The sequence below is a fragment of the Methylibium sp. genome (assembly GCF_035762065.1).
In the GTDB taxonomy this organism is placed as follows: Bacteria; Pseudomonadota; Gammaproteobacteria; order Burkholderiales; family Burkholderiaceae_C; genus Methylibium.
Genome location: NZ_DASTPW010000009.1, coordinates 1 through 23,288, shown reverse-complemented (window position 1 = coordinate 23,288; position 23,288 = coordinate 1). Strand labels below are relative to the sequence as shown.

Sequence of the window (23,288 nt, the reverse complement as noted above, 5' to 3'; positions counted from 1 at the left end):
ACCAGCGAGCCCTTCTGCTGCACGTGCGCGCCCAGCACCTCGCGCAGGGCCTTGTGCATCAGGTGGGTGACGCTGTGGTTGCGCATCGTCTTCGCGCGCAGCGTGCCGTCGACGTTCGCGCGGAAGACGTCGCCCACCGAGACCGAGCCCTCGGTGACGTGGCCGTGGTGGCCGAAGACCTCGGCCTGGATCTTCTGCGTGTCTTCGACGACGACGCGCGTCGTCGCGTTGCGCAGCTCGCCGCTGTCGCCGACCTGGCCGCCGCTCTCCGCATAGAACGGCGTGTGGTCGAGCACGATCACCGCGTCGTCGCCCGCCGCGGCCCGCGTGACCGCGACGCCGTCGACGTAGACCGCGACCACCTTCGCGGTGTCGTGCAGCAGGCCTTCGTAGCCGTGGAAGGTGCTCGCCGCGCCGGTGTAGTCGAGGCCGGCGGCCATCTTGAATTTGCCCGCGGCGCGGGCCTGGTCGCGCTGGCGTTTCATCGCCGCGTCGAAGCCGGGCTGATCGACGCCGACGCCGCGCTCGCGGCAGACGTCGGCCGTCAGGTCCAGCGGGAAGCCGTAGGTGTCGTGCAGCTTGAAGGCGAGTTCGCCGTCGAGCGTCTTGGCGCCCGCCTGTTGCAGGGACGCGAGGGCCGTCTCGAGGATCTCCATGCCGTTGGCGATCGTCTGGAAGAAGCGCTCCTCTTCCTGCTTGAGCACCTCGGTCACCCGCGCCTGCGAGCGCTTGAGTTCCGGATACGCCTCGCCCATCTGCCGCACCAGCTCGGCGACGAGCTGGTGGAAGAAGGGCTTGCGCGCGCCCAGCTTGTAGCCGTGCCGGATGCCGCGGCGCGCGATGCGGCGCAGCACGTAGCCGCGGCCTTCGTTGCCCGGGATGACGCCGTCGCAGACGGTGAACGAGCAGGCGCGGATGTGGTCGGCGATGACCTTCAGCGATGGCGAGTCCTTGTCGCTATCGCGGCCCCCGGCGTCGTCGACCGCCTTCTTCGCGGCCGCCAGCAGCGCGACGAACAGGTCGATCTCGTAGTTGCTGTGCACCTGCTGCAGCACCGCGGTGACGCGCTCGAGGCCCATGCCGGTGTCCACACTCGGCTTCGGCAGCTTGTGCATCACCCCCGCTTCGTCGCGGTTGAACTGCATGAAGACGTTGTTCCAGATCTCGACGTAGCGGTCGCCGTCCTCGTTCGGCGATCCGGGCAGGCCGCCCTCGATGTGCTCGCCGTGGTCGTAGAAAATCTCGGTGCAGGGGCCGCAGGGACCCGTGTCGCCCATCATCCAGAAGTTGTCCGAGGCGTAGCGGGCGCCCTTGTTGTCGCCGATGCGGATCACGCGGTCGGCGCCGAGGCCGATGTCCTGGGTCCAGAGGTCGTAGGCCTCGTCGTCCTCGGCATAGACGGTGACGTAGAGCTTCTCTTTCGGCAGCTTGAACACCTCGGTCAGCAGCTCCCAGGCGTAGCGGATCGCGTCGCGCTTGAAGTAGTCGCCGAAGCTGAAGTTGCCCAGCATCTCGAAGAAGGTGTGGTGCCGCGCGGTGTAGCCGACGTTCTCGAGGTCGTTGTGCTTGCCGCCGGCGCGGATGCACTTCTGCGCCGTCGTCGCGCGGCTGTAGGGCCGCTTATCGAAGCCGAGGAACACGTCCTTGAACTGGTTCATGCCGGCGTTGGTGAACAGCAGCGTCGGGTCGTCGCCCGGCACCACCGGGCTGGAGGCAACGATGGCGTGCCCCTTCGACTCGAAGAAGTTCAGGAACGCGGTGCGGATCTCGGAGGCTTTCACGTCAGGCTCGCTTCTCGGGTCTCGGGGGTCAATGCAGGTACAGGGCGACGCCCACGCGCTCGGCTGCGGCCGCCAGCGCGGCGTCCCTGGTCGCCAGCGGCAGGCGTCGCTGGCGGGCCAGTTCGAGGTAGCAGCAATCGTAGGTGGTCAGCCCCCACTCGACGCTGCGCTGCACCCAGTGATGGGCATCCTGCGGCGTCGGCGAAACGGAGATGCCGAGCGCTTCGAGCCGTTTCCAGCTCTGTGCCACGTCGAGCGGCTCCAGGCAGCCCGCCTTCAAGGCGCGCGCCAGGATGTTGCTCAGCTCCAGATGCCACAACGCCGGGACGAGCGCTTCCGCCTCGGCCATCGAGGCGAGCACCGCCAGCGAATAGGCGTCCTGCTCGTCCTCGAACAAGGCGCCCAGCGTCACCGAGGTGTCCAGCACGAAGCTCGCGGGACCCATCACTTGCGGCCTTCGTCACGCAGCGCCTTCCAGTCCATGCCGAGCCGACGTCCGCTGGCGGCTTTCAGCAGCGCCTTCAGCGCCGCCTTGCGCGCCGCCGGCGCGGCAGCGTGCGCGACGTAGGGCACGATGCGTGCGACCGGGCGGTTGTGCCGCGTGATGACGGTCTCGCCGCCTTGCTCGGCATGCGCGACGAGTTCCGAAAGATGCGTCTTGGCGTCAAACAAGCCGATGCTGCGTATGCTCACGGGATCTGCCCGATTGGTTGAACCAACCAGAGTCTAAGCCGGCGCATGGCGGCGTCCTGCGCTGCGCCGCAGTCGCCCCCGCAACAAGCCGGGCCACCCCTCGCCGCTAAAGTGCTTTTCGCGCTGTAGGAGACCGCCCTGGACACGAAGACCTCGCCGCTGGCCGCGCTGGCCGATGCCGGCCTGCTGAAGACCGATGCGCTGATCGACGGCCGCTGGCAGGCCGGCGCCGAGCGCTTCGCGGTCACCGACCCGGCCACCGGCCTGGAGCTCGCGCAGGTCGCGAACCTCGGCCCCGCCGAAGCGGAAGCGGCACTGGCCGCCGCCGGCAAGGCCTGGCCCGCGTGGCGCGGCAAGACGGCCAAGGAGCGTGGCGCGATCCTGATGGAGTGGTTCACGCTGCTGCATCGGCATGCCGACGACCTCGCCCGGATCATGACCGCCGAGCAGGGCAAGCCGCTGGCCGAGGCGAAGGGCGAGGTCGTCTATGGCGCGAGCTTCCTCGAGTGGTTCGCCGAAGAAGGCAAGCGTGCCTACGGCGAGCTCGTGCCGACCACCGACGCGAACAAGCGCTACCTGGTGCTGAAGCAGCCGATGGGCGTGGCCGCTGCGATCACGCCCTGGAACTTCCCGATCGCGATGATCACGCGCAAGGTGGCGCCGGCACTGGCCGCCGGCTGCCCCGTGGTGATCAAGCCGGCCGAGCAGACGCCGCTGTCGGCGCTCGCCGTCGCGGAACTGGCGCAGCGCGCCGGCATGCCGGCCGGCGTGCTCAACGTGCTGACGGCCGACGCGAAGCGGTCCGTCGACATCGGCCAAGTGCTGTGCGCCAGCGGCGTCGTCCGTCACCTGAGCTTCACCGGCTCGACCGAAGTCGGCCGCATCCTGATGCAGCAGTGCGCGTCGACGATCAAGAAGCTGAGCCTCGAGCTCGGCGGCAACGCTCCGTTCATCGTCTTCGACGACGCCGACCTCGACAGCGCCGTCGAAGGCGCGCTCGCCAGCAAGTACCGCAACGCCGGCCAGACCTGCGTCTGCGCGAACCGGCTCTATGTGCAGGACGGCATCCACGACGCCTTCGTCGAGAAGCTCGCGACGAAGGTGAAGGCGCTGAAGACCGGCAACGGCTTCGAGGCCGGCGTGAACCAGGGGCCGCTGATCGAGGACGCAGCGGTCGAGAAGGTGGAGCGGCACGTCGCCGATGCGGTGAGCAAGGGGGCGAAGCTGCTGGTCGGCGGCAAACGGCTGCACGGCCGCTTCTTCGAGCCCACCGTGCTGGCCGACGCGACCAGCGACATGCTCTGCGCGCGCGAAGAGACGTTCGGCCCGGTCGCGCCGGTGTTCCGCTTCAAGACCGAAGCCGAGGCCGTTGCCGCGGCCAACGCGACCGAGTTCGGCCTCGCAAGCTATCTCTACAGCCGCGACATCGGGCGCATCTTCCGCGTCGGCGAGGCGCTCGAGTACGGCATGGTCGGCGTCAACACCGGGCTGATCTCGACGGCCGAGGTGCCCTTCGGCGGCGTCAAGCAGTCCGGGCTGGGCCGCGAAGGCTCGCATCACGGCATCGACGACTATCTCGAGATCAAGTACCTCTGCCTCGGAGACATCCAGCGATGAGGGGCGAGGGTTTTGCAAGTGCGAACTCCCGCTCGGCGGGACGGCGCACGGCGCCTGAGGTGCAGCGATGAACTTCACGCCCGAACCGCGGCACTGGGTGCTGGCCGTCTTCCTGGCCTCGGCGCTCTTCATCCATTTCCGCGGCAAGGTGCGCTTTCCGCTGAAGCGCGCGCTCGACTTCACGATCGTGCTCGCGCCGGTCAACGCGCTGATGTACCTGTTCTCGCGCGTGCCCGCGAAGGCCTACCTCGACACACGGCAGTTCCCCGAGCTCGCGCCGTTGCAGGCGAATTGGCAGGCGATCCGCGACGAGGCGTTGCGGCTCACCGAAGCCGGCCAGATCCGGGCGTCCGACAGCTACAACGACATCGGCTTCAACTCCTTCTTCCGCACCGGCTGGAAGCGCTTCTATCTCACCTGGTACGGCAAGGATCTGGCGAGCGCGCAAGCGCAATGCCCGCAGACGGTCGCGCTCCTGAAGAGCATTCCGACGATCAAGGCTGCGATGTTCGCGTCGCTGCCGCCAGGCGCGACGCTGCAGCGCCACCGCGATCCGTATGCCGGCTCGCTGCGCTACCACCTCGGGCTGGTCACGCCGAACGATCCGGGCTGCTTCATCGAGGTCGATGGCCAGCGCTACTTCTGGAAGGACGGCGAGCCGGTGATGTTCGACGAGACCTACATCCACCACGCGGCCAACGAGACGCAGCACCAGCGCGTCGTGCTGTTCTGCGATGTCGAACGGCCGCTGCACGCTGCGCCGGTGCGCTGGTTCAACCGCTTCTTCGCGAAGCATGTGATGGCCGCGGCCTCGTCACAGAACGAGGCCAGCGACGAGCCGGTCGGCGCGATCAACAAGTTCTTCTTCCACGCCTACCGGCTGCGGCTGAAGGCCAAGGCGCTGAAGGCAAGCCACCGGCGGGTCTATTACGCCGGCAAGTGGCTGCTGATCGGCGCGTTGCTGTGGTGGCTGTTCGTCTGAGGCTCTCGCCTCGCCGTCACAGCATCGACTCGTTGCTGTCGTCGTTGGCGGCCAACGGCACGCCGCCCAGATCGCCGTAGCGCGACGCGCCTGCGGCCCGGCCCGACGCGGCGCGTGCCGCGGCCTGCGCGAAGGCGTCGCGCAGCAGCGTGGCCGCATGGCCGCCTTTCGCCGGGCAATGCGCGACGCCAACGCTCGCGGTCACCCCGAGCTCGCGCTCGGCCACGCGCAACGGCCGCTGCAACGCACGCTGCGCCTTGACGCCGACGCGCTCGGCCGCCTGCGGCGAATCGATCCAGGCGAGCAGCGCCGCGAAGGCATCGCTGCCGACGGCGGCGACCACGTCGCTGGCGCGCAGCACCGCGCGCAGGCGCACGGCGAGCTTGCGACGCAGCGCCGCGGACACCGCTGGGCCGAGCTGCGCTTCGGCGGTGCCCAGCCCTTCGACGCGGATCACGAGCAGCGCCATCGGCGCCGGCTCCCGTTCGCGCAACGCGATCATGTGGCTCATGTGCTCGAGCAGCTGCATCTGGTTCGGCAGGCCGGTCGCGAGGTCGGTCGCGTAGGCGGCACGGGTCACGTGCTCGACCTGCCGGCGCCGCACCGCGAGCGTGACCGCGCGAACCAAGGCCTCGGGGCGATCGGCGTCGACGACGTCGTGCACGCCGCGGTCGAGCAGCGCGAAGGCGAGATCGGGTTTGGGCGCCTGCACCGCGACGACCACGGCTGCCGCGGCGCAGGCCTGCGACAGGCCGGGCCAGTCGAGCAGGTCGCAGGCCTCGTCCGCGACGCTCCCGGACAGCAGCACAGCGTCGACCGGGCCGGCCGCGAGGCGCTGGCTCAATTCGTCGAGCGTCGCGCAGGCCGTGGTATCGAAGCGAGCCCACGACGAACCGGCGAAAGCGGACGGAAGGTCGCCCAGCACGACGAGGGACAGCTCGGGCTTCATCGTGCGTGGTCGGTGCGCAAGAGGCTTGGAGCGGGCGATGGGAATCGAACCCACGTCTTGAGCTTGGGAAGCTCAGGTCCTGCCATTGAACGACGCCCGCAGGGTGGGTGGAGTTTAAGAGGGGCGTGCGGATGGCGGTGCAAGAGATTGCTCGGCATCGGCTTGGGCCGATGCCTCGGCACTCGCCGACTCCGCCGGCCCAAAACGAAAGCCCGCCGAGGGGCGGGCTTGTTTGGGCTGGCGGAGTCGGAGTCCGCCGTGGATCAAGCATTTACGCGGCTTCTAGCGGGTCTTGGCTTTCATACCCGCCTCTCTACCCGCCGCCAGGCTGAGGCTGGAACGAGGCAGCCGCGAAGGTGCGCGGGCGCTTAAGTCCGGGCGCGGTTCTGACACTGCCTGCTAGGCACTGCAAAGCGGCGTTCGCTTAAGTCCTGGGACCGTTCTGACACTGCCTGCATGGCACTGAAAGGCGGCGTTCGGTTAAGTCTGGGCACCGTTCTGACACTGCCTGCTAGGCACTGCGGAGCCGCGCACGCTTAAGTTGCGGAGCGCGATCGACAGTGACATCACCTTGATCCACTACGGCCGCGCAACATGACCCACAACCCCATCCCCGAGCAAGGCTACCTCCGCATTCGCCAGATCATTGGCGACCCGAAGCGCGGCATCCCTCCGCTCGTGCCGGTCTCCGAGCGCAGTTGGTGGCTAGGCGTCAAGACCGGCCGGTTTCCGCCGAGCGTGAAGCTCGGCCCAGGCACCACAGTCTGGCGTGCCGAGGACGTGCGCCGCTTCCTCGAGACGGGGGTATCCAGTGCGCAGGGCTGAGCTGGCCGAGGCCGAACTTGCCGTGCTCGTCGAGCGTGCCGCCGGGCTCGGCGTGCGCGTGCTGGTGAAGACCGACGCCGCCGGCGAGTGCCTGTTGCACCTGGATCAGCACGTCGTTGTTGATCTTGCTGAAGCGCGCCAGCACCTGGCCGCGCTCGAAGCGCACGTCACGACTTTCGTGGCCGTCTGAAAGGGAAACGGGCCTGCCAGGGCCCGTCTCGAAATGCGCCTCTCACGAGGCCCGGCTGAAAAGGAGCCGACGCATGACTTTAGCACCCAATACAACGCTGCGCGGTTCCATTGCGCACAATCGATCGGCCGACACTCTGGCTGCACTGCGCCACGCAGTCTGCGTCTACCGCCGGGCAATCGCGGGTGACTGGCACGGCCAGTGCCCCGCTTTCCACACCGCGGTCGCGAACGATGCCGCTTGGTGCCTGGCTCGGGTCACCGGCGAGCCCTGCGACGTCGAGCCGTCGTCACACCGAAAGTTCGACCCGAAGCTGGCGCTCTGCGAGGTGTACCGCGAGCTCGCCATCGTCTGCTTGAGCCGCAGGGGCGCGCGCAGGTGGAGTTCTCTGCGCGCCCGCCAAGCCGCCGCTGAGCTGCTCGGCATTCCGTACGCCGCGTATGTGAAGGCCGCGAGCGCGCGGAGGTGCGCATGAACGCCGGCAAACACGTCGAAGCCCGCCGGCTTCAGGCGCTCGGCTTCAAGCTGTGCGCGCTGCACCCGATGTCGAAGCGCCCGGTCGGCGACGAGTGGCAGAAGCGTCCGGTCGACGCGATCGATGACAACGCAAGTGGCTACGGTATGCCGCTCGCCCGCAACGGCCTGGGCTCTATCGACCCTGACAACGTGGAGCCCGCGCGGGCAGGATTCGCACGCTGCGGCTTCAACCTAGATGACCTGATGGCGTCAGGCGTGCGGACCACGTCGACGCGGCCGGGCAGCGGCGGGCGCAGCACCTTCAAGGTCCCGCCGGATCTCGGGCGGGTCGTCTTCTCTTCGAAGCTGCACGGCACCATCCTCGAGCTACGCGCAGGGCAATCGAACCTGCAGGACTGCCTGCCGGGCACGACCTATCTGGGCAGGGACGGGGCTGGGCCCTACGAACAGCGGTACGCCGGCGAGCGGCGCATGGACGACGCGCCCGAGTTGCCCGCCGACTTCCTCGCATGGTGGCGACGGTGCTGCAACGACATAGTGTTCCTGCGCGAGCAGCAGGCCCTGTTCTCCGGCGAGCAGGCGCAGCTTGCGATCAGCACCGGTGAGGGCAAGGGCGCGCGCCTTGCGTTCGCATCGAGCTATCGCGTCGAGTTCAACGAGCAAGCCAACGTCGAGGACATCCTCGCGCGCCACGGGTACAGCACCGACGGCGGGGGTCGCTGGGCACCAAGCACTGCCACCGGTACACCGTGCGTACGGCTGATCCCCGGCCGAGATGGCCTATGGCAGAGCGATCACGCAAGCGATCCATTGATTGGCACGTTCGACGCCTGGACCGCTCACGTCGTGCTCGACCATGGCGGCGACCTTTCCGCGGCCGAGGCAGCTTGGCGACCGCGTCACGACGCCTTGGTCGCCGATGGGTTCGACGATGTGGTCGCCAGCGCCCGCGCCGAGCTCGAGCGTCGCGTCGATTACCTTGTGCGCGCGGCCGCCCTCGCGGGCTTGCCCGACGGCGCCACTGACGATTTGCCCCAGCTTGCAGTGCGGGCCGAGCCCCCTACCGCAGAGCTCGAGGAGTACTTGCAGCGCATCAGCGCCGCCGCCGGTGAGGAGGTCAAGGTCCGGCGCTCGAAGTTGCGTGTCATCAGGCCGAGTGAACTGGCGGCTCGCCCGGCCTCGCGCTGGCACGTCAAAGGCGTCGTTCCCCGCGGCGAGCTGGTGGTCGTCTACGGCGCTTCGGGCTCGGGCAAGTCGTTTGTTGTCTGGGATCTGTCGGCCGCTGTGGCGCGCGGCATCGGATGGCGCGGTCGCAAGGTTGCACGGGGCCGCGTGGTCTACGTCGTCGCCGAAGGCTCAGGTGGCTTCGCCAAGCGTGTCGAGGCCTACGCGAGACATCACAGACTGCCGGACCTCGACGCGGTCGGCGTCGAGCTGATCGTGGCGGCGCCGAACCTGCTGACCGACGCCGACCCGAACGAGCTAATCCGCGAGATCGGCCGGGCCGACGTCATCGTGCTCGACACGTGGGCACAGGTGACCCCTGGTTCGGATGAGAACGCCGGTAAGGACATGGGCGCCGCGCTGGGGCGCTGCAAGCGCATTCACGAAGCCACCGGCGCAACGATCTTGCTTGTGCACCACGCTGGCAAAGACGCAGCGAAGGGCGCGCGGGGCTGGTCGGGTCTGAAGGCGGCCGCCGACGCCGAGCTCGAGGTCGTGCGCGACCCGAAGGGTCGTCGGCTTCGCTTGAGCAAATCCAAGGACGGTGAGGACGGTCTCGAGTGGGGCTTCGGGCTTGAGGTCGTTCACCTTGGCGTCGACGACGATCTAGAGCCGATCACGAGCTGCGTTGTGACGGAGGCCGTGGCCGCTTCGACTGTCGAGGCTCGCAAGCTGACCGACAACCAGCGGCGGGTGGTGACGGCGGTCGACGAGTTCGCCCAGACCCGGCTCAACGGCATTCCAGCGGCGGAGGTCATCGCGGCGGCGGCGCAGCTTATGTCCGAGCCCGAGGCAGGCGCCAGGGACGTCCGCCGGCAACGCGCGAAAGAAGCGCTCCGAAGCCTGTGCGCCGGCGATGAGGCGCTGTATTCGTGGGGCGACGATGACTCGATCGCCATTCTTTGACCGCCGCGAGCAGGTGAATCCCTGCGCGTTAGGCCTGCACGGATGCACGGATCGCGCACGGATGCTCATCCGTGCACCCGTGCACAACTGCTTCGGGCTGCACGCACTGCACGGTTTGTCTATAGACAACCGTGCGTGCGTGCAGAGCAGTGAAGGCCGAAGGCGGCTCTATCCGCAAAAAATTACCCGGACCCCCACCGCCGTTGATCGACAAGGCGGCGCCGCACAGCCGACCCTGCGCTGACGACGAAACGTCACCAGAGCGCACGCACCCACCCGCACGTAGGCATATGACCCAGCACATCCGCTTCGTCCAAAGCGCGCTGAACGGCTACCCAGTCGGCGGCGGGCACCACCGCACCCGCTTCTCCGATCACGTGGTCGCCGAGGCGCGCGCGCTGCGGCTGCAGGGCTGGACGTGCGAGTCGATCGGCCGGCACCTCGAGGTGAACCGGTCGACGGTGTCGAACTGGGTGACCGGCCGGCGGCGCACCGCGCAGCCCATCCGCGTGATCGTCAGGGGCCCGCCCCGGAGACGCCCGAAGCCATCACGCGGCGGAGCCTGACTCCGCCGCGGGCGCAGCAATGGCAAGCTTTTGCGGACACCTATGACCTTCTACCCACCATCCAACCCCCGAAAGGCACCACCCCATGACCCCTACCGACCAGACCGAGCAGGCCGCCTCGGCCGAGCTCGCGCCCATCCGGCGCAGCGCGGTCTACCACTTGGTCCGCCTGCATCTCGAGCGGCTCCTAACTGACGGCGCCCGCCTACGGACGCGGCGCTGCAGCCTGAACGTCGGGGTAGCGGCCCATTGGGTCGAAGCCGCGCATCCAGGCATCGAGGTAGACGAGGGCACGGCTGCTGTTGCGCTGGCCGACCTCGGGTTCGACCTGCACCAGCGCCGCGACGGCCGGCTGTTCACGAACGTGCGCGAGCGGCCGCTGCATCTGGCGTTCCGCGAAGCGATCGAGGCCGATGCGCCGTTGGTCTGCGAGCGCGGCGTGTGGCGCAGGGAGTTCCCGGCCTTTGACGCGCGCTGGCCCGAGCGCCTCGCACGCATCGACGCTGCTGTGGCCGCGGCACAGAGGGCCCACTGATGGACATGATCGCGCCCGACGATGCGCTTGCCCGAGTGCTGCGCCTAGTCGCCCTCGGCCGCCTGTCGGCCGAACTCGGCCCACCGCTTGAGCAGCTCCGACTCGAGCGCGTGCGTGACCGCGGGGCACGGCCCGGCGGCGCCGTGCACTTCGCCTGGCGTGGCGGCCGCAACTTTGAGATCGACGGCCAGCCGTTCAGCGCCAAGGGCATCGGTGTCGTGCTCGCGTGGATGGCTCTCACAAGCCACACCAGGCGCATCTCATGCATCGAGCCTGCCGCGGTGTTCCCTGCCGCGCGGAGGCCCGATGCCGTTGCTCTGCAGGCCATCCAGAGAGCCGCGATGCATGTGCCCGAGCCACTGGCAGGCTGCATGCAGACCATCGGCACCGCCGGCGGACGGCTTGCCGTGAAGGGCAAGCTGCCTTGCAACTTGGTCTGCTCATCGCCAGAGCTTGTCAAGGCCGTGACGGAGGCATGACAACGCTAGGCGCATAGCCGCCGCCCGCCGACATTGGCGGGATGACGAAACCTCACACACCCACCGCGCCGACCGTCGAGTCGATCGACCAGCTCATCGCCACGGAGGAAGCGGCCAACGCCGCAGCACGTGCGCGCTTCGGCGAGATTGTTCGCGAGCTGCTGATCAAGCCCACCGACGCAGCGCTGCGCGCCGAGCGCGATGCGATCGTGGCCTCGCTGTCGGCCAGCGCGGCGTACCGGGACGGGCTGCACATCGAGCGCGAGGCCGCCATGGACCGACGCATGGCCGCTCACCGCGATGCCGCCGTGCGCGCGACCGCAACGGACCACCGCGCGCTGACGGCAGCCGTCGATGCGGCCATCGCCGACGCACGCGCCCTCGACAAGGCCGCGGCCGCCTTCGTCGAGGCACTGCACACGTACCGCGCACCGACGGCTGACCTGCTCCCGATGATGGGCCGCGTCCTCAAGGCCCGGCATGCCGGCGCGCAAGAAGGCCTGCTCAATGCGACGGGCCATTTGCAGCCCCACGTCGCTCGCAACAGCGCCGCATCGGCCTCCGCGCTCGCATGCGTCGTCGACCAGCTCTGCGCGGCGCTCGGTGGCTCCGCCATCAAGGACCAGGTCGCGGTGAGCCAGTACACGGTCAGTCGCGGCACCACGTTCGAGGTCGCTGCAAAGCAGGCGGCCGAGGTGCTGAAGGCCCGTCTCGGCGAGGTGAAGGCATGAGCGACGTCGATCAATCCGATGCTGCCCGCGCCGGGCGCTTGTACCCGTCGACCGCAACGCCCGCTGCTACACCGTCGGCACCGGCAAGCCTTCTCGGCAGTGACGAGCCAACCTCGGAAGAGACACCGGCCGAACCTCGCTCGACGACGCCCCAACACATTCAGGCCGAGCGCGACGCCGACCAGGGCCGGCGCATGTTCGGCACCGGACTCGAGGGCGTGCTGCCCGACGGCAGCATCGACGGCGCCGACGTAGCCGAGCTGCGCGAGGTACTGACTGACCTTGGCGCCTCATCGGCCGACGCCGCCGACTTTCGAGTGCTCGCACAGCAGGTTGCTCGGGAGCCGGCCAGCCTTGAGACACGTGCCGCCTGGCGTAGCGAGGCGCTCGAAATGATGAAGCGCGACGAGGTGTCGCCCGCTGACTTTGCGAGAGCCCAGCGATATATCGCCCGTGATCCGCGCGTTGCTGAGTACCTCACCAAGAGCGGGCTCGAGTGCCACCCAGATGTCGTGCGCGCCGCTATCAGTTTTTCGAAGAGCGCCGCGAATCGCGGTCTCAAGTTCTGACCACCACGGAGGCCGACGCTATGCCCATCACCGCACCTCGTACCCCCGGCGGCGCCCTGCGCGCCAGCTACGACGCCTTCCCTGTCACGCCCAGCGACGGCGCCGACCTTCCGACCTACCAAGACTTGCCCTGCGTCGGCCTTCAGGTGCTCGGCGCGGGCAATGTCGCGGTACAGCTCACCGGCGGCGGCACCGCAACGCTGACCGGCCTCGCCGCCGGCCAGATCGTCGATGTGGCGGTCAAGCGCGTGCTCGCGACCGGCACAACGGCCACCGGCATCTTCCGCCTGCATACGACCGCCGGTTGATGAACGACTACCCGTCGCCCGCCGAGCTCGACGCCGCTCACCCGGTGCCGCAGACGCCCGCCGCGAGCGCCCTCGCGTTTCGCGATCTCTTGACCACGCAGATGCTGCGAGTGGACGAGTACCTCGCACTGCGCCAGACACAGGTGCAAGCGGCCAATGCCGCCCGCTCGGTGTCTGCGCGCTGCTCGTTGCTGACTGCTATCGCCGCCACCGATCAACACCTTACCGTGCTGGCGGACGCCGTCGCAAAAAGGACTAGACCATGACCTCCGAGACGCTGCTCGGCTCGATCGCCGATGCGCCCCAACAGCAGGTCGCACTGCTGGCCAACCAGCGCCAGGAGCTCACAGCTCGCATGAAGGGCGAGGTCGCACGCTCGAACTCGATCGACGCCCCTACGCGCGAGCTGCACGCCCCCAGCATCTACTGCCGCGAGACTTTCATCAAGGCCGGTGTCGGCCTCGTATTCGAGCCGGCCAAGCAGGCGCATCTAGGCTGGGTTCTCGGCGATCTCACCATCATCCGGCCCGACGGAGAGCAGCGCCTCACCGGCTATGAGTCGACGACCATCCCCGCGGGCGAGCGATGGGCAGCCTTCGCGCATGCCGATACGTGGTGGACGACGGTGCATGCGAACCCGACAAACGAGCAGGACTCGCTGAAGCTGCGCGATCTGCTTCTGACGCCCGAGGCCGTGGAGGCACTGCAATGAGCTACGCCTACATCGCTGTCGCCGTCGCTTCTCTGGTCGTCGGCACGGCCAGTTCGTACCAGGCCGCGCGCACGCAGAAGAAGGTCGCGGAGAACAATGCCGAGGTCGCGGAGATCAATGCCCGGCAGGCCGAGCGCAAGGGCAACCTCGACGCGGACGCCGCGCGCCGCCGCTCGCAGCAACTGGCCGGCACGCAGCGCAGCAGCTACGCCGCGCGCGGGCTCGATCTGGCCGAGGGCACGCCCGGCGACGTGATCGACCAGACCGACTTCTTCGGCGCGATGGACGAGCAGACCTCGCGCAGCAATGCCGCGTGGAACGCATGGGCGCTGCGCCGCGGCGGCGTCAACGCGCAGCTGCAGGCGGACGCCGCGAACCCCGGTATGGCGGCGACGGGCTCGCTGCTCACGAGTGGAAGTTCTGTGGCTGGAAAGTGGTACGGCCCCAAGGCCGCGAGCTGACTGCATGAGCGACGACCGCCTAGCGCTGACCGAAGGCGAGCGAGCACCGACGGCTGGCGACTTGGTTCGCAGGCGCCTGGAGCCCCATCGCGAGGCCGTGCTCGACAAGATCGGGGAGCTCGCCAAAGCGGGTGATCCAAAGTCGATGCAGCTCTACCTGCAATACGTCGCGCCGCCCCCGCGGCCCGACGCCGAGCGTGTCGTGATCGACGGTCTTCGAGAGGCGCCGACAATCGAAGCGAAGAGCCTCGCCATCATCAATGCGGCATCGACCGGGCAGATCACTGTCGAGGCCGCCGAGCGCCTCGCGCGCCTGCTCGACCTCCACGTCCGCGCGGTCGAGTTCCACCGCCTAGCCGAGGACGTGGCCGCGCTCAAGGCGAGCCGCGCCGCACCGGTCGTTGAGGCAGTGCCCACCCCGGCTACGCCGGCGAAGCGCCGCCGCCCTGCGAAGTCTGCATCAGCGTTTGCCGACCTCGCATGACCAACCTGAACAGCATCGCGCGCGATGTCGCGAAGCTGCGCGACGAGCGCAGCCCGACGCCGATCGCCGAGCGCATCGACTGGCGGCCGCTGCCCGGGCCGCAGACCATGGCCTATGAGTCGAGCGCCGACGTCGTCGGCTACGGCGGCGCGGCCGGCGGCGGTAAGACCGACCTCGGCTGCGGCAAGGCGCTGATGCAGCACTCGAAGGTGCTGTTCCTGCGGCGCGAAGCGACGCAACTGGTGGGCATCATCGACCGCTTCACCGCGCTGCTCGGCAACCGGGACGGGTTCAACGGCAGCGAGCGAATCTGGCGCCTGCCGGGCAACCAGCAGATCGAATTCGGCAGCGTGCCGAACCTCGACGACTGGCAGAAGTACCAGGGCCGGCCGCACGACCTGCTCGTCTTTGACGAAGCGGCCAACTTCCTCGAGGCGCAGGTCCGCGCGCTGCTCGGCTGGCTGCGCTCGACAGACCCGGAGCAGCGATGCCAAGCCCTGCTGACGTTCAACCCGCCGACGACCGCCGAGGGCCGATGGGTCGTCACTTTCTTCGCCCCATGGCTCGACCCGCTCCATCCGAACCCGGCGAAGCCAGGCGAGCTGCGCTGGTTCGCGATGCTGGACGGCAAGGAGACTGAGGTGCTCGACGGCACCCCGTTCGTTCATGACGGCGAGACCATCGTGCCTCAGTCGCGCACCTTCATTGCCGCGCGCCTCGCCGACAACCCGTACCTCGAGCGGACCGGGTACATGGCGACGCTGCAGGCGCTGCCGGAGCCGCTGAGATCGCAGATGCTGCGCGGCGACTTCAGCGCTGGCACCGAGGACGACCCGCAGCAGGTCATCCCGACCGCGTGGATCGACGCGGCCATGGCCCGCTGGCGCCCGCGCTCGCCGCGTGGCGAGATGGTGAGCATGGGGGTCGACGTGGCCCGCGGCGGCCGCGACTCTACGGTCATCGCGACGCGGCACACCGGCATGTGGTTCGATAAGCCGCACGTGCACGCCGGCGCCCAGACGCCAGACGGGCCGGTTGTCGCCGGCCTCGTCGTGGCTGCGCGGCGCGACGACTCGCCCATCCACATCGACGTCATCGGCGTCGGCGCATCGCCGTTTGACACCCTGAACGGCATGCGCCTGCCGGTGCGCGGCGTGAACGTTTCAGAGAAGGCGGTCGGGCTCGATCAGTCGGGCCGGCTGCGCTTCTTTAACCAGCGCAGCGAGCTGCTTTGGCGCATGCGCGAGGCGCTCGACCCGACCAACGACACCGGCATCGCGCTGCCTCCAGATCAGCGCCTTCGAGCCGACCTTGCTGCCTTCACGTGGGAGCTGCGCGGCATCTCGATTTTCGTTCACAGCCGCGACGAGATCGTCAAGCGCATCGGCCGCTCGCCCGACTGGGCGTCGGCCTACGTCCTGGCGCTGATCGACACGCCGAAAATCGAGCGATACGACGAGGTCGTGGCCGAAGGTACGCGCCAGGCCGTGCTGGCTTACGACCCGACTGCGGCCATGTTCGGCCGGTAGTTCGGCACGTCAGTCGTCGCTTCGAGCTGCGCACTCGGCCACGAGCGCCCACCACTCTGATCTGGCTCGGGCACGGGCAGCAGCCTCCGCATCTCCGGGGCTCACGCCAGCCCGTACGAGGCGAATAACTTCCTGCTCGAACGGGGACAGCTCTTGCAGGGTGATCGGTGGGGTGCTCATCAGCTTGCTCCAAGGGTTTGCGGTGCCTGAATCCTGGTGTTGGGAGGCTGCTAAAGCAACTGCAGCAGTTGCTACAGCGCGGCCGCCATGGGGCAACTTAAGCACTTGCTAAACCCTGTGCGCCGCTGGGAATTCGGTCAATTGCGTTTGTGGTGGGACGGCTCATCAAGTTCTGAGCCGCGACTCACGCGCAAACCGTCCGCCGCCCGTCATCGGCCGTCGACCGCCGCGCTTCAGTTCACGAAAAGGCCGTCGTACCGCCATTGCGCACAATTGCGTGGCTGCAAACTCATCGCTCGAGAGTTCGAGCCTGCGCCCGCCATGCTTGTCGACACCCAACACCCTCCATGAAGAAGCTGCTTCTCGCCCTGACCCTGCTTGCTCCATCCGCAGGATTTGCTTGTTCGTGTGAAGGTTCAGTTTGGTCGTGGTCGACCAGTGAAGCCGTCGTCGCCGCAAGGCAGCGAGTGCGTGTGGCGGAGGAAGTCCTTCGCGTCCGTGTTTCAGGCTTGACCCGAGATGGGGACACGACCGTCTACGTTGTGGAGGTGCAAGAGGCATTGAAGTCGAGTTCGACGGAGGCCATCCGAAGGTTGACCACGGGGGGAGACAGTTGCAACTTGAGCATGAGCCTGAACGACGAGTGGCTGGTGTTCGTCAACAACGGGCGTGTGTCGCAGTGCAATGGAAGTTGGCCGGTCGAAACCAGCGACGACAGTCATGTTGGACTCACTGCGAGCCAAGTGGCTGAACAGCGTGAGTCCAGGCGGGCGATGGCTGCCAACTGGCTTTCGTTTGTGCGGTTTGCGCTTTCTGAATTGCCCGCTCGGTGAGGCAGCCGTCGTCGCGCCCGGACTGAAGGTCGAGCACTCGACGAGACCGGGACCAGCTCTATGCCGACGCGCACTGGAGAAATCTGCAGCCTGAGCAGGCCGCGGCCGACTGGCTGCGGCTAGGCGCGCTGGCGTGACGGGTCAGCGACTCGGGGACGAGCGCGACAATTCCTACCTTCGAACACTTGCTGTTCCCGGTCTACGACCGACGCCGCATGCGATTGACCAAGCCAGTGAGGTGACCATGCTCGACCTTGAACTCTGCAACGTCCTCTGGAGCAAGCAGCAAAACTGTTTTCACATCGAACGAATGAGCGACACGCTTGACGACGGAATGGACGCCATGAAGTCGGACAAGACTCGGCAATTCATCCTCGTAGCCGCCGGGCTTACACGCCAGCAAGCGGACGAGTTCACCGAACACTGGCGCCACCTCCTGACGATTCGCCAGATCCGCGACGATTCGAAGGCCATCGGCTAGTGCGGTTTGCCGCCGATCGAGCTCGCATGAGTTCGGATGCGCCTCAGATGGGCGGCTCCTAAGTTCCGGGGCCGTCTACGGAGCCACGGATGACCTCTGCGTCGCACCAGTCTGTCGCGTTGATCGATTCGACGACCGACGCGCCGATGAAGCGCCGCCCCATGTACTCTGCCAAGTAGTCAGTGGTCGTGCTCTTGGGCGTAAGGCGGACATGCTCGATGCCGGCCGCTTTGGCTACCAACACCGCACCCGCCTGCATCGGCAGCGGGGATACGACGATCCCGCCGGCTGCACCGACGTCGCCAATGCGAAAGGCCAGCGCTCCAAGGTGTTCTTGCTTGAGCGAACTGGTCGTGTAGCACCTCACCTCGACGACCAAGAATGCGCTGCCATCCTCCCGATACGCGCGTGCGTCTACTTCCCAGGTCGTGCCGCTCTTGCCGGGGAGGTGTTGCTTTCCTTCGACTATCGCAACGCCGATGTACTGCCCGATGTGCTCTAGCACTGACCTTGCAGCTTGCTCATAGATTTGCCACTGCTCAGCCATTTTTATCCCCGAGACCCGGTGCGGGTCAGCATCTCCAGAATCGGATGCGGTAGACCTTCATCCTTCACCAGTCCATCCGTTGCCGGTCGGAACAGCGGCGTGAGAACCAGTTTGCGCTCGTCGTCGCTAGGCATCTTGTCGGACTCGAGCAGCGCCAAGTAGGTTTTGACCATCGTTACCCGCTCGCCGGCGTCGGTCGAAAGGTGGCTGTTGCTGAGGAACATTCGCACGGCCAGCCTGACGACCCAAAAACCGATCGCACCTGTCGCTGCAAGTGCCACGAGTTTCCAAGGCTTGGGTGGATCCTCCAACAGTGCCCAATGGATGCCGTTCCAAAGAGCCAAGGCGAGCAGCACCATAAGAACGAGCGCGCCGACCCCCCACACCCATGCCTGCGTCGTGTGGGATTTGGACTTTGACTCCCAGTAGCTGACTGGGCCGCGCAAGGCCATCTGCTCGTTGAATGTCTTCCGCAGCGTATCGAGCTTGTTTTCATGCGCTTCTAGCGCGGCGGCATGAGCACTCTCTAGTGAATCCATCGATTCCGCGAAGTCGCTCTTCTGCGAAGCAAGGGTGGCCGCTACGTCATTTACGAGGGCGGCAAAGTCTCTCCGAAGCTGGTTCAGATGGCCGCTCTGCTGTCCTAGTTCGTCCTCTGCGCGACCGCGCAAGTCCTCGAGCGCTGCGCGGTCAGCGCGGAGTGCAGGCTCCAAGTCCGTCGCGATGCCATAGCGATCGAACATTCCTTGTAGGAAGCCGCGCCACATGTCCGTGCTTCTCCCGTCGAAGACGATGTTCGATCCCGGTTGAGGAGGGAGCAACGCAAAGAGGTATGCCAGGGCCTCATCGGGCTGGCGTAGCTCTGCAACGCGTTTGCCCCAGCGGCTCAAGCTGTGAGGGAGCTGCCTAGTGATGTATGCGGTAGTGAGCTCTTGCTGCACGTTGGACAGAAGCCCCTGAATACGGCTTTCATCTCCCTGAGACATCACCGCCGCAAGGGTGCGAGCTGTTCCGTCCGCTTGATTCAACGGCTGCACTGCTTGATCGAACGCAGTCCGGTGCGACACGCTCATCGCTCCGCTCAGCCACGACCAAAAGTTCTGCTCGTCCTGAACCCAACGCACAAGCTGACCCACATCCGCTGGTGCGAGAGTGCCGCCGTTAGCGCCTAGATCAAGGGTGAACAGCGGCGATGGGGGCGGAGGCATCGGCCCCGTGGTCAAGTCTGCAGCTCCGGTAGACATGCTTTCCACTCAACTTGCAACTTGGTGCCGCCACCACTTAAGCCGCTCGGGCTCGCAGACGAATTCTCGTTCGAGGAGCGTCATGAGCGCCTGCGCTCGGCCACGCAGGCCGGCGCTGTGCATGCAGTGCAGCATGCGCGACACGCGGCGCTCGTTGTGCGTCGGGTGCTCCACCCACGCTGGCTGGCCAGAGACCCACTGCAGGCCGCTGGTGGCTTGGGCGATGCCGTAGAAGGCCAGCATGCGGACGAAGGCGCGCAGCAGCGCGTCGCGTAGAAGCGGGTCGGCCTCGACCGCGGCGCCGATCGCGTGCCGGCCGATGACCGGCGCGTCGGGGTTGACCGGGCTGCGCGTGCCGATCGGGAACAACCAGCAGAGGACCTCGGGGCGTCGCTCGAGCTCGCCGTCGTCAAGCGCGAGCGTCTCGTCGAGGTAGGCCTGCAACCAGGCGCGCCAGCGGGCGACGCCGGCGTCATCGGCAGCGGCGCGAGCAGCCGTGCACGCCTGGTCGTCAGGGTCGACCGTGAACGGCAGGGGGTCGAGATCGCCGGGCATCGGGCGGAGCTTGCCGGCGGGCTGCGGCACGGGCAAGTGCGGAATCGACGGCTGCTCGGTCGCCGAGACAGCGCCGGGCTCGGCTTCATGGGGTGCTCCACCTAGACCCGCCGAACGGCGCGAGTCGGAGTAGCTGCCCTGACCGGCGTGCACGCGAAAGAGACCCTCTGCGGCACCTGCACGGCTAGGCTCGGTGGCGAGGAGTCTTTTTGCGAGCCTAGCCGTGCAGGTGCCGCTCTCCAATGCAAAAACCCCGTGGTGATTAGGGTTTACGCGAGTATGATGCTCGCGCAGCGAGCATCACCCTTGCGACGTTTGTCGCGCTGGCGTAGTGGTTTTTTGGTCCAAAAGCTACCGCAACGAAACCGGCTCGTGCAAAATCAGTTGCACTACTTCCCGTGCGGCTTCGCTCGCACGGTGCCGGGGCCCCGCAAGGGGCCCTAGCTTTTTCTGGAGCAGTTTTTGCGGACGATCGCGTACGTCGATGGCTTCAACCTCTACTACGGAAGCCTGAAGGGCACTGCCTTTCGTTGGCTCGATCTCTGCGCCTACTTCGATCGGGCACTGCCGGCCGCCAACACGCTGGTGAAGGTCAAGTACTTCACCGCCCGAGTAGCGCCCGTTCCGAACCACCCCAACGCGGCTCTGAAGCAGCAGGTCTATCTCCGTGCGCTAGAGGCTCACTGCGGTGCTCGCCTGCAGATCACTGAGGGGCACTTCAACGTTAAGGCGGTGCGAGCGGCGTCGACGGTGCCCCCGCACAGAACGGTCGAGGTCTTCAAGACCGAGGAGAAGGGCTCGGACGTGAACCTAGCGGTGGAGCTAGTCAACGACGCGTGGCAGGACGCATTCGACTGTGCTGCCGTAGTCTCCAACGATGGCGACCTGATGCGGGCGATGCAGATCGTCAAGCAGCAGCGGCGCAAGAAGGTTCTGCTCTATACGCCTGGCGCACCTAAGCGAACCCCCTTGATCACTCTGACTCGCTGGTCTCACAGGCAGATCAACGTCGACCCGGCGGACCTTGCGGCCTCCCAGTTGCCGCCGGTCGTGAACCCGGGGAACTTGCAGAAGCCCGCTGACTGGTAGGTCTGCCTACAGGTTGCTTGCTGGTGCGCCGTTGCACCAGTCAGCCCACGCGTCCATCAGCGCCCGACGCCGCTCGAAGGCATCGCCGCGCCGGTAGGCCCTCTCGGTCTCGTCGCCGACTTGGTGCGCTAGGGCGAGCTCTGCGAGATCCCTCGGGAACTGTGTCTCCTCGGCGGCCCAATCGCGGAAGCTGGACCGGAAGCCGTGCACCGTGATGTCGGAGCGCCATCCGCGCACCAGCATCGTCAGGGCCATGTTTGACAGCGGCTGGCCCTGCCGGGCTCCAGGGAACACGCAGTCCCCCTGTCGCAGCTCGTGCGCCCTTGTCAGGACGACCATGGCGTCGAAGCTCAGGGCGACGCGGTGCTCCCGGCCGCCCTTCATCCTGCGCGCCGGAATGATCCAGGCGCCGCGGTCGAGGTCGAACTCGCTCCACACGGCACCGAGTGCCTCGCCGGTGCGGCAGGCCGTCAAGATGGTGAACTCGAGCGCCAGGGCGCTGATGCTGTCGAGTCCGCGCAACCGCTGCATGAAGGCCGGCATGTCCTTGTAGGGCAGCGCCGGGTGGTGCTGCACCGTCGCGACCTTGCGCGGCTTCGGCAGGCGGTGCTGCAGGTTGCCGGCCCACGCCGCCGGGTTCTCCCCTGCCCTCAGCTTCGCGGCGCGCGCGTCGTCGAGCACGAGGAAGATGCGGCTGCGCACGCGCGTGGCCGTCTCGGTCTTCGTCGCCCAGATCGGCTCGAGGGCTGCCATGACGTCCGCCTGGTCGACATCCGCCACGGCCTTGTGGCCGAACAATGGGAACGCGTAGGTCCGCAGAGTGTTGGTCCACTGCTGCGCGTGCTTCGCGTTGCGCCAGCCGCTTGCGTTGCGCTCGATGTAGGCCAGCGCGTGCTGCTCGAAAGTCACCGCCTTGGCCGCCCGGGCCGCGGCCGCTGCGGCCTCCTCGGCCTGGAGCCTGTCCCGCTCGACGATCGGATCGCGCCGCGCGACGACGAGCTCTCGCGCCTTCGCGGCCTCCGACCGCGCCTTCACCATCGGCACGTCGGCGAGCCGGCCAAGGCCCATCTCGCGGCGCTTACCGGTCAGGGGCGACGTGTAGCGGAACAACCAGGTCTTGCTTGTCGCGGCTGCGCTTTCGACCACCTGCAGGTACAGGCCGTGGCCGTCCGAGTGCACACCCGGCTTGGCCGCCGCGACCTCCTTCACCGTCAACATGAGGGCTCTCCCCCAAGCCAGCAGCCGGCCCTACCCGCCGGCCTACCCACCGCTTGGAGGCGGCATGCTAGCGCACCGGCTTGCACCGGTTTGTACTGCATTCAGGGGGAGATCTAGGCTTGGCGCGGGTTCCGGGGCAGTTTGCTGCACCGGGTTGCACTCGTCTGCATTGCAGACTGGCGGAGTCGGAGGGATTCGAACCCTCGATGCAAGTTTTAGCTCACATACTCCCTTAGCAGGGGAGCACCTTCGGCCTCTCGGTCACGACTCCTGCGAGCGGGGCGGATTATGCGCCAGCGACCGCCACAGCGGGCTCGCCGTCGAGATCGAAAGCCTTGTGCAACGCGCGCACCGCAAGCTCCATGTACTTCTCGTCGATGACGACGCTGGTCTTGATCTCGCTCGTGGAGATCATCTGGATGTTGATCCCCTCTTCGCTCAGCGTGCGGAACATCCGGCTCGCGACGCCGACATGGCTGCGCATGCCGATGCCGACGATCGAGACCTTGCAGATTTTCGGATCGCCGACCACCTGCGCGGCCTGGGTCGCGGGCTGCACGGCGCTCTTGAGCAGCTCGATCGTGCGGGCGTAGTCGTTGCGGTGGACGGTGAAGGAGAAGTCGGTCCGTCCGTCGTGCGAGACGTTTTGGATGATCACGTCGACGTCGATGTTGGCTTCGGCGACCGGCCCGAGGATCTGGAAGGCGATGCCGGGCTTGTCGGGCACGCCCATCACGGTGACCTTGGCTTCGTCGCGGTTGAAGGCGATGCCCGAGACAACGGCTTGTTCCATGTTCGCGTCTTCCTCGAAAGTGATCAGGGTGCCGGACTTGGCCTCGTCCTCGATCGGGATGTCCCATTCGGTGAAGCTCGACAGCACGCGCAGCGGCACGCGGTACTTGCCGGCGAACTCGACCGAGCGGATCTGCAGCACCTTGGAGCCCAGGCTCGCCATCTCGAGCATTTCCTCGAAGCTGATGGTGTGCAGGCGGCGCGCCTCGGCCACGATGCGCGGGTCGGTGGTGTAGACGCCGTCGACGTCGGTGTAGATGAGGCACTCGTGCGCCTTCATCGCCGCCGCGATCGCGACGGCCGAGGTGTCGGAGCCGCCGCGGCCCAGCGT

Annotated in this window: 29 protein-coding genes and 2 tRNA genes; 20 read left to right on the top strand and 11 right to left on the bottom strand. The window is 67.3% G+C overall.

Going from position 1 to position 23,288, the window contains the following annotated elements; translation table 11 throughout:
- The 3 genes from alaS to VFR90_RS03315 all read right to left on the bottom strand — a co-directional run.
- Nucleotides 1-1,781 (bottom strand): alanine--tRNA ligase (gene alaS, locus VFR90_RS03325; protein WP_326404581.1); only part of this gene is annotated, 1,781 nt, incomplete at its 3' end.
- A 28-nt stretch (nt 1,782-1,809) separates the two neighbouring features.
- Nucleotides 1,810-2,226: a type II toxin-antitoxin system VapC family toxin gene (locus tag VFR90_RS03320; RefSeq protein ID WP_326404580.1), complete on the bottom strand. Its 417-nt coding sequence runs from the start codon at nt 2,224-2,226 to the stop codon at nt 1,810-1,812.
- Nucleotides 2,226-2,474, bottom strand: a complete 249-nt coding sequence (locus VFR90_RS03315; RefSeq protein ID WP_326404579.1) for a type II toxin-antitoxin system Phd/YefM family antitoxin — start codon at nt 2,472-2,474, stop codon at nt 2,226-2,228. Before VFR90_RS03315 ends, VFR90_RS03320 begins: the two co-directional genes overlap by 1 nt.
- Nucleotides 2,475-2,612: 138 nt before the next feature.
- On the opposite strand from VFR90_RS03315, the gene VFR90_RS03310 reads away from it, so the two are divergent.
- Both VFR90_RS03310 and VFR90_RS03305 read left to right on the top strand, forming a co-directional pair.
- Complete coding sequence (locus tag VFR90_RS03310) at nt 2,613-4,091, top strand: NAD-dependent succinate-semialdehyde dehydrogenase (RefSeq protein ID WP_326404582.1); 1,479 nt, start codon at nt 2,613-2,615, stop codon at nt 4,089-4,091.
- Nucleotides 4,092-4,158: 67 nt separating this feature from the next.
- Nucleotides 4,159-5,073, top strand: coding sequence for an aspartyl/asparaginyl beta-hydroxylase domain-containing protein (locus VFR90_RS03305; RefSeq protein WP_326404578.1), 915 nt, complete (start codon nt 4,159-4,161; stop codon nt 5,071-5,073).
- 16 nt (nt 5,074-5,089) lie between these two features.
- Here VFR90_RS03305 and VFR90_RS03300 read toward each other — a convergent pair whose 3' ends face one another.
- Nucleotides 5,090-6,022, bottom strand: a complete 933-nt coding sequence (locus VFR90_RS03300; RefSeq protein WP_326404577.1) for a diguanylate cyclase domain-containing protein — start codon at nt 6,020-6,022, stop codon at nt 5,090-5,092.
- Between the two features lie 26 nt (nt 6,023-6,048).
- Nucleotides 6,049-6,122: transfer RNA gene (locus tag VFR90_RS03295), tRNA-Gly, on the bottom strand.
- Nucleotides 6,123-6,616: 494 nt separating this feature from the next.
- Here VFR90_RS03295 and VFR90_RS03290 point away from each other — a divergent pair.
- From VFR90_RS03290 to VFR90_RS03210, 17 genes are all read left to right on the top strand, one after another.
- Entirely contained in the window at nt 6,617-6,847 is a 231-nt protein-coding gene (locus tag VFR90_RS03290) for a helix-turn-helix transcriptional regulator (protein ID WP_326404576.1), read from the top strand.
- A 22-nt stretch (nt 6,848-6,869) separates the two neighbouring features.
- Entirely contained in the window at nt 6,870-7,037 is a 168-nt protein-coding gene (locus tag VFR90_RS03285; protein ID WP_326404575.1) for a hypothetical protein, read from the top strand.
- A gap of 73 nt (nt 7,038-7,110) precedes the next feature.
- On the top strand, nt 7,111-7,512 hold the full coding sequence (locus tag VFR90_RS03280; protein ID WP_326404574.1) for a hypothetical protein: 402 nt from the start codon (nt 7,111-7,113) through the stop codon (nt 7,510-7,512).
- The gene (locus VFR90_RS03275; RefSeq protein ID WP_326404573.1) at nt 7,509-9,644 is read left to right on the top strand and encodes an AAA family ATPase; all 2,136 of its coding nucleotides are present in this window, start codon (nt 7,509-7,511) and stop codon (nt 9,642-9,644) included. Before VFR90_RS03280 ends, VFR90_RS03275 begins: the two co-directional genes overlap by 4 nt.
- A 290-nt stretch (nt 9,645-9,934) precedes the next feature.
- The gene (locus VFR90_RS03270; RefSeq protein ID WP_326404571.1) at nt 9,935-10,210 is read left to right on the top strand and encodes a terminase gpP N-terminus-related DNA-binding protein; all 276 of its coding nucleotides are present in this window, start codon (nt 9,935-9,937) and stop codon (nt 10,208-10,210) included.
- An 85-nt stretch (nt 10,211-10,295) separates the two neighbouring features.
- Entirely contained in the window at nt 10,296-10,745 is a 450-nt protein-coding gene (locus VFR90_RS03265; RefSeq protein ID WP_326404570.1) for a hypothetical protein, read from the top strand.
- The gene (locus VFR90_RS03260) at nt 10,745-11,224 is read left to right on the top strand and encodes a hypothetical protein (protein ID WP_326404569.1); all 480 of its coding nucleotides are present in this window, start codon (nt 10,745-10,747) and stop codon (nt 11,222-11,224) included. The genes VFR90_RS03265 and VFR90_RS03260 overlap by 1 nt, the downstream gene beginning before the upstream one ends.
- Nucleotides 11,225-11,433: 209 nt before the next feature.
- A complete protein-coding gene (locus VFR90_RS03255) occupies nt 11,434-11,955 on the top strand; it encodes a hypothetical protein (RefSeq protein ID WP_326404568.1) in 522 nt (173 codons plus the stop codon).
- The gene (locus VFR90_RS03250; protein ID WP_326404567.1) at nt 11,952-12,524 is read left to right on the top strand and encodes a DUF885 domain-containing protein; all 573 of its coding nucleotides are present in this window, start codon (nt 11,952-11,954) and stop codon (nt 12,522-12,524) included. The genes VFR90_RS03255 and VFR90_RS03250 overlap by 4 nt, the downstream gene beginning before the upstream one ends.
- 20 nt (nt 12,525-12,544) lie before the next feature.
- Complete coding sequence (locus tag VFR90_RS03245; protein ID WP_326404566.1) at nt 12,545-12,832, top strand: spike base protein, RCAP_Rcc01079 family; 288 nt, start codon at nt 12,545-12,547, stop codon at nt 12,830-12,832.
- A complete protein-coding gene (locus tag VFR90_RS03240; protein ID WP_326404565.1) occupies nt 12,832-13,098 on the top strand; it encodes a hypothetical protein in 267 nt (88 codons plus the stop codon). Before VFR90_RS03245 ends, VFR90_RS03240 begins: the two co-directional genes overlap by 1 nt.
- A complete protein-coding gene (locus VFR90_RS03235; RefSeq protein WP_326404563.1) occupies nt 13,095-13,544 on the top strand; it encodes a hypothetical protein in 450 nt (149 codons plus the stop codon). The genes VFR90_RS03240 and VFR90_RS03235 overlap by 4 nt, the downstream gene beginning before the upstream one ends.
- Complete coding sequence (locus tag VFR90_RS03230; protein WP_326404562.1) at nt 13,541-14,005, top strand: hypothetical protein; 465 nt, start codon at nt 13,541-13,543, stop codon at nt 14,003-14,005. The genes VFR90_RS03235 and VFR90_RS03230 overlap by 4 nt, the downstream gene beginning before the upstream one ends.
- Before the next feature lie 4 nt (nt 14,006-14,009).
- A complete protein-coding gene (locus VFR90_RS03225) occupies nt 14,010-14,489 on the top strand; it encodes a hypothetical protein (protein WP_326404561.1) in 480 nt (159 codons plus the stop codon).
- Between the two features lie 107 nt (nt 14,490-14,596).
- A complete protein-coding gene (locus VFR90_RS03220; RefSeq protein WP_326404560.1) occupies nt 14,597-16,018 on the top strand; it encodes a terminase in 1,422 nt (473 codons plus the stop codon).
- 527 nt (nt 16,019-16,545) lie between these two features.
- Nucleotides 16,546-17,031 carry a netrin-like domain-containing protein gene (locus VFR90_RS03215; protein WP_326404558.1) on the top strand — a complete coding sequence of 162 codons (486 nt, stop codon included), beginning with the start codon at nt 16,546-16,548 and terminating at the stop codon, nt 17,029-17,031.
- A 244-nt stretch (nt 17,032-17,275) separates the two neighbouring features.
- Nucleotides 17,276-17,512 carry a hypothetical protein gene (locus tag VFR90_RS03210; protein WP_326404557.1) on the top strand — a complete coding sequence of 79 codons (237 nt, stop codon included), beginning with the start codon at nt 17,276-17,278 and terminating at the stop codon, nt 17,510-17,512.
- A 58-nt stretch (nt 17,513-17,570) separates the two neighbouring features.
- Here the strand turns inward: VFR90_RS03210 and VFR90_RS03205 are convergent, their stop codons facing one another.
- The 3 genes from VFR90_RS03205 to VFR90_RS03195 form a co-directional block, all read right to left on the bottom strand.
- Complete coding sequence (locus VFR90_RS03205; protein ID WP_326404556.1) at nt 17,571-18,059, bottom strand: hypothetical protein; 489 nt, start codon at nt 18,057-18,059, stop codon at nt 17,571-17,573.
- A 2-nt stretch (nt 18,060-18,061) separates the two neighbouring features.
- Nucleotides 18,062-19,132, bottom strand: coding sequence for a DUF6161 domain-containing protein (locus VFR90_RS03200; RefSeq protein WP_326404554.1), 1,071 nt, complete (start codon nt 19,130-19,132; stop codon nt 18,062-18,064).
- 180 nt (nt 19,133-19,312) lie between these two features.
- Entirely contained in the window at nt 19,313-19,858 is a 546-nt protein-coding gene (locus VFR90_RS03195) for an opioid growth factor receptor-related protein (protein ID WP_326404553.1), read from the bottom strand.
- 462 nt (nt 19,859-20,320) lie between these two features.
- Between VFR90_RS03195 and VFR90_RS03190 the strand changes: the two genes are divergently transcribed.
- Complete coding sequence (locus VFR90_RS03190; protein ID WP_326404552.1) at nt 20,321-20,947, top strand: NYN domain-containing protein; 627 nt, start codon at nt 20,321-20,323, stop codon at nt 20,945-20,947.
- A 6-nt stretch (nt 20,948-20,953) separates the two neighbouring features.
- Here VFR90_RS03190 and VFR90_RS03185 read toward each other — a convergent pair whose 3' ends face one another.
- From VFR90_RS03185 to VFR90_RS03175, 3 genes are all read right to left on the bottom strand, one after another.
- Nucleotides 20,954-22,165 (bottom strand): tyrosine-type recombinase/integrase, encoded by a 1,212-nt coding sequence (locus tag VFR90_RS03185; protein ID WP_326404551.1) that lies wholly within the window; start codon nt 22,163-22,165, stop codon nt 20,954-20,956.
- 177 nt (nt 22,166-22,342) lie between these two features.
- Nucleotides 22,343-22,436: transfer RNA gene (locus VFR90_RS03180), tRNA-Ser, on the bottom strand.
- A 15-nt stretch (nt 22,437-22,451) separates the two neighbouring features.
- Nucleotides 22,452-23,288, bottom strand: an 837-nt coding sequence (locus VFR90_RS03175) for an aspartate kinase (RefSeq protein WP_326404550.1), incomplete at its 5' end; no start/stop codon positions are given.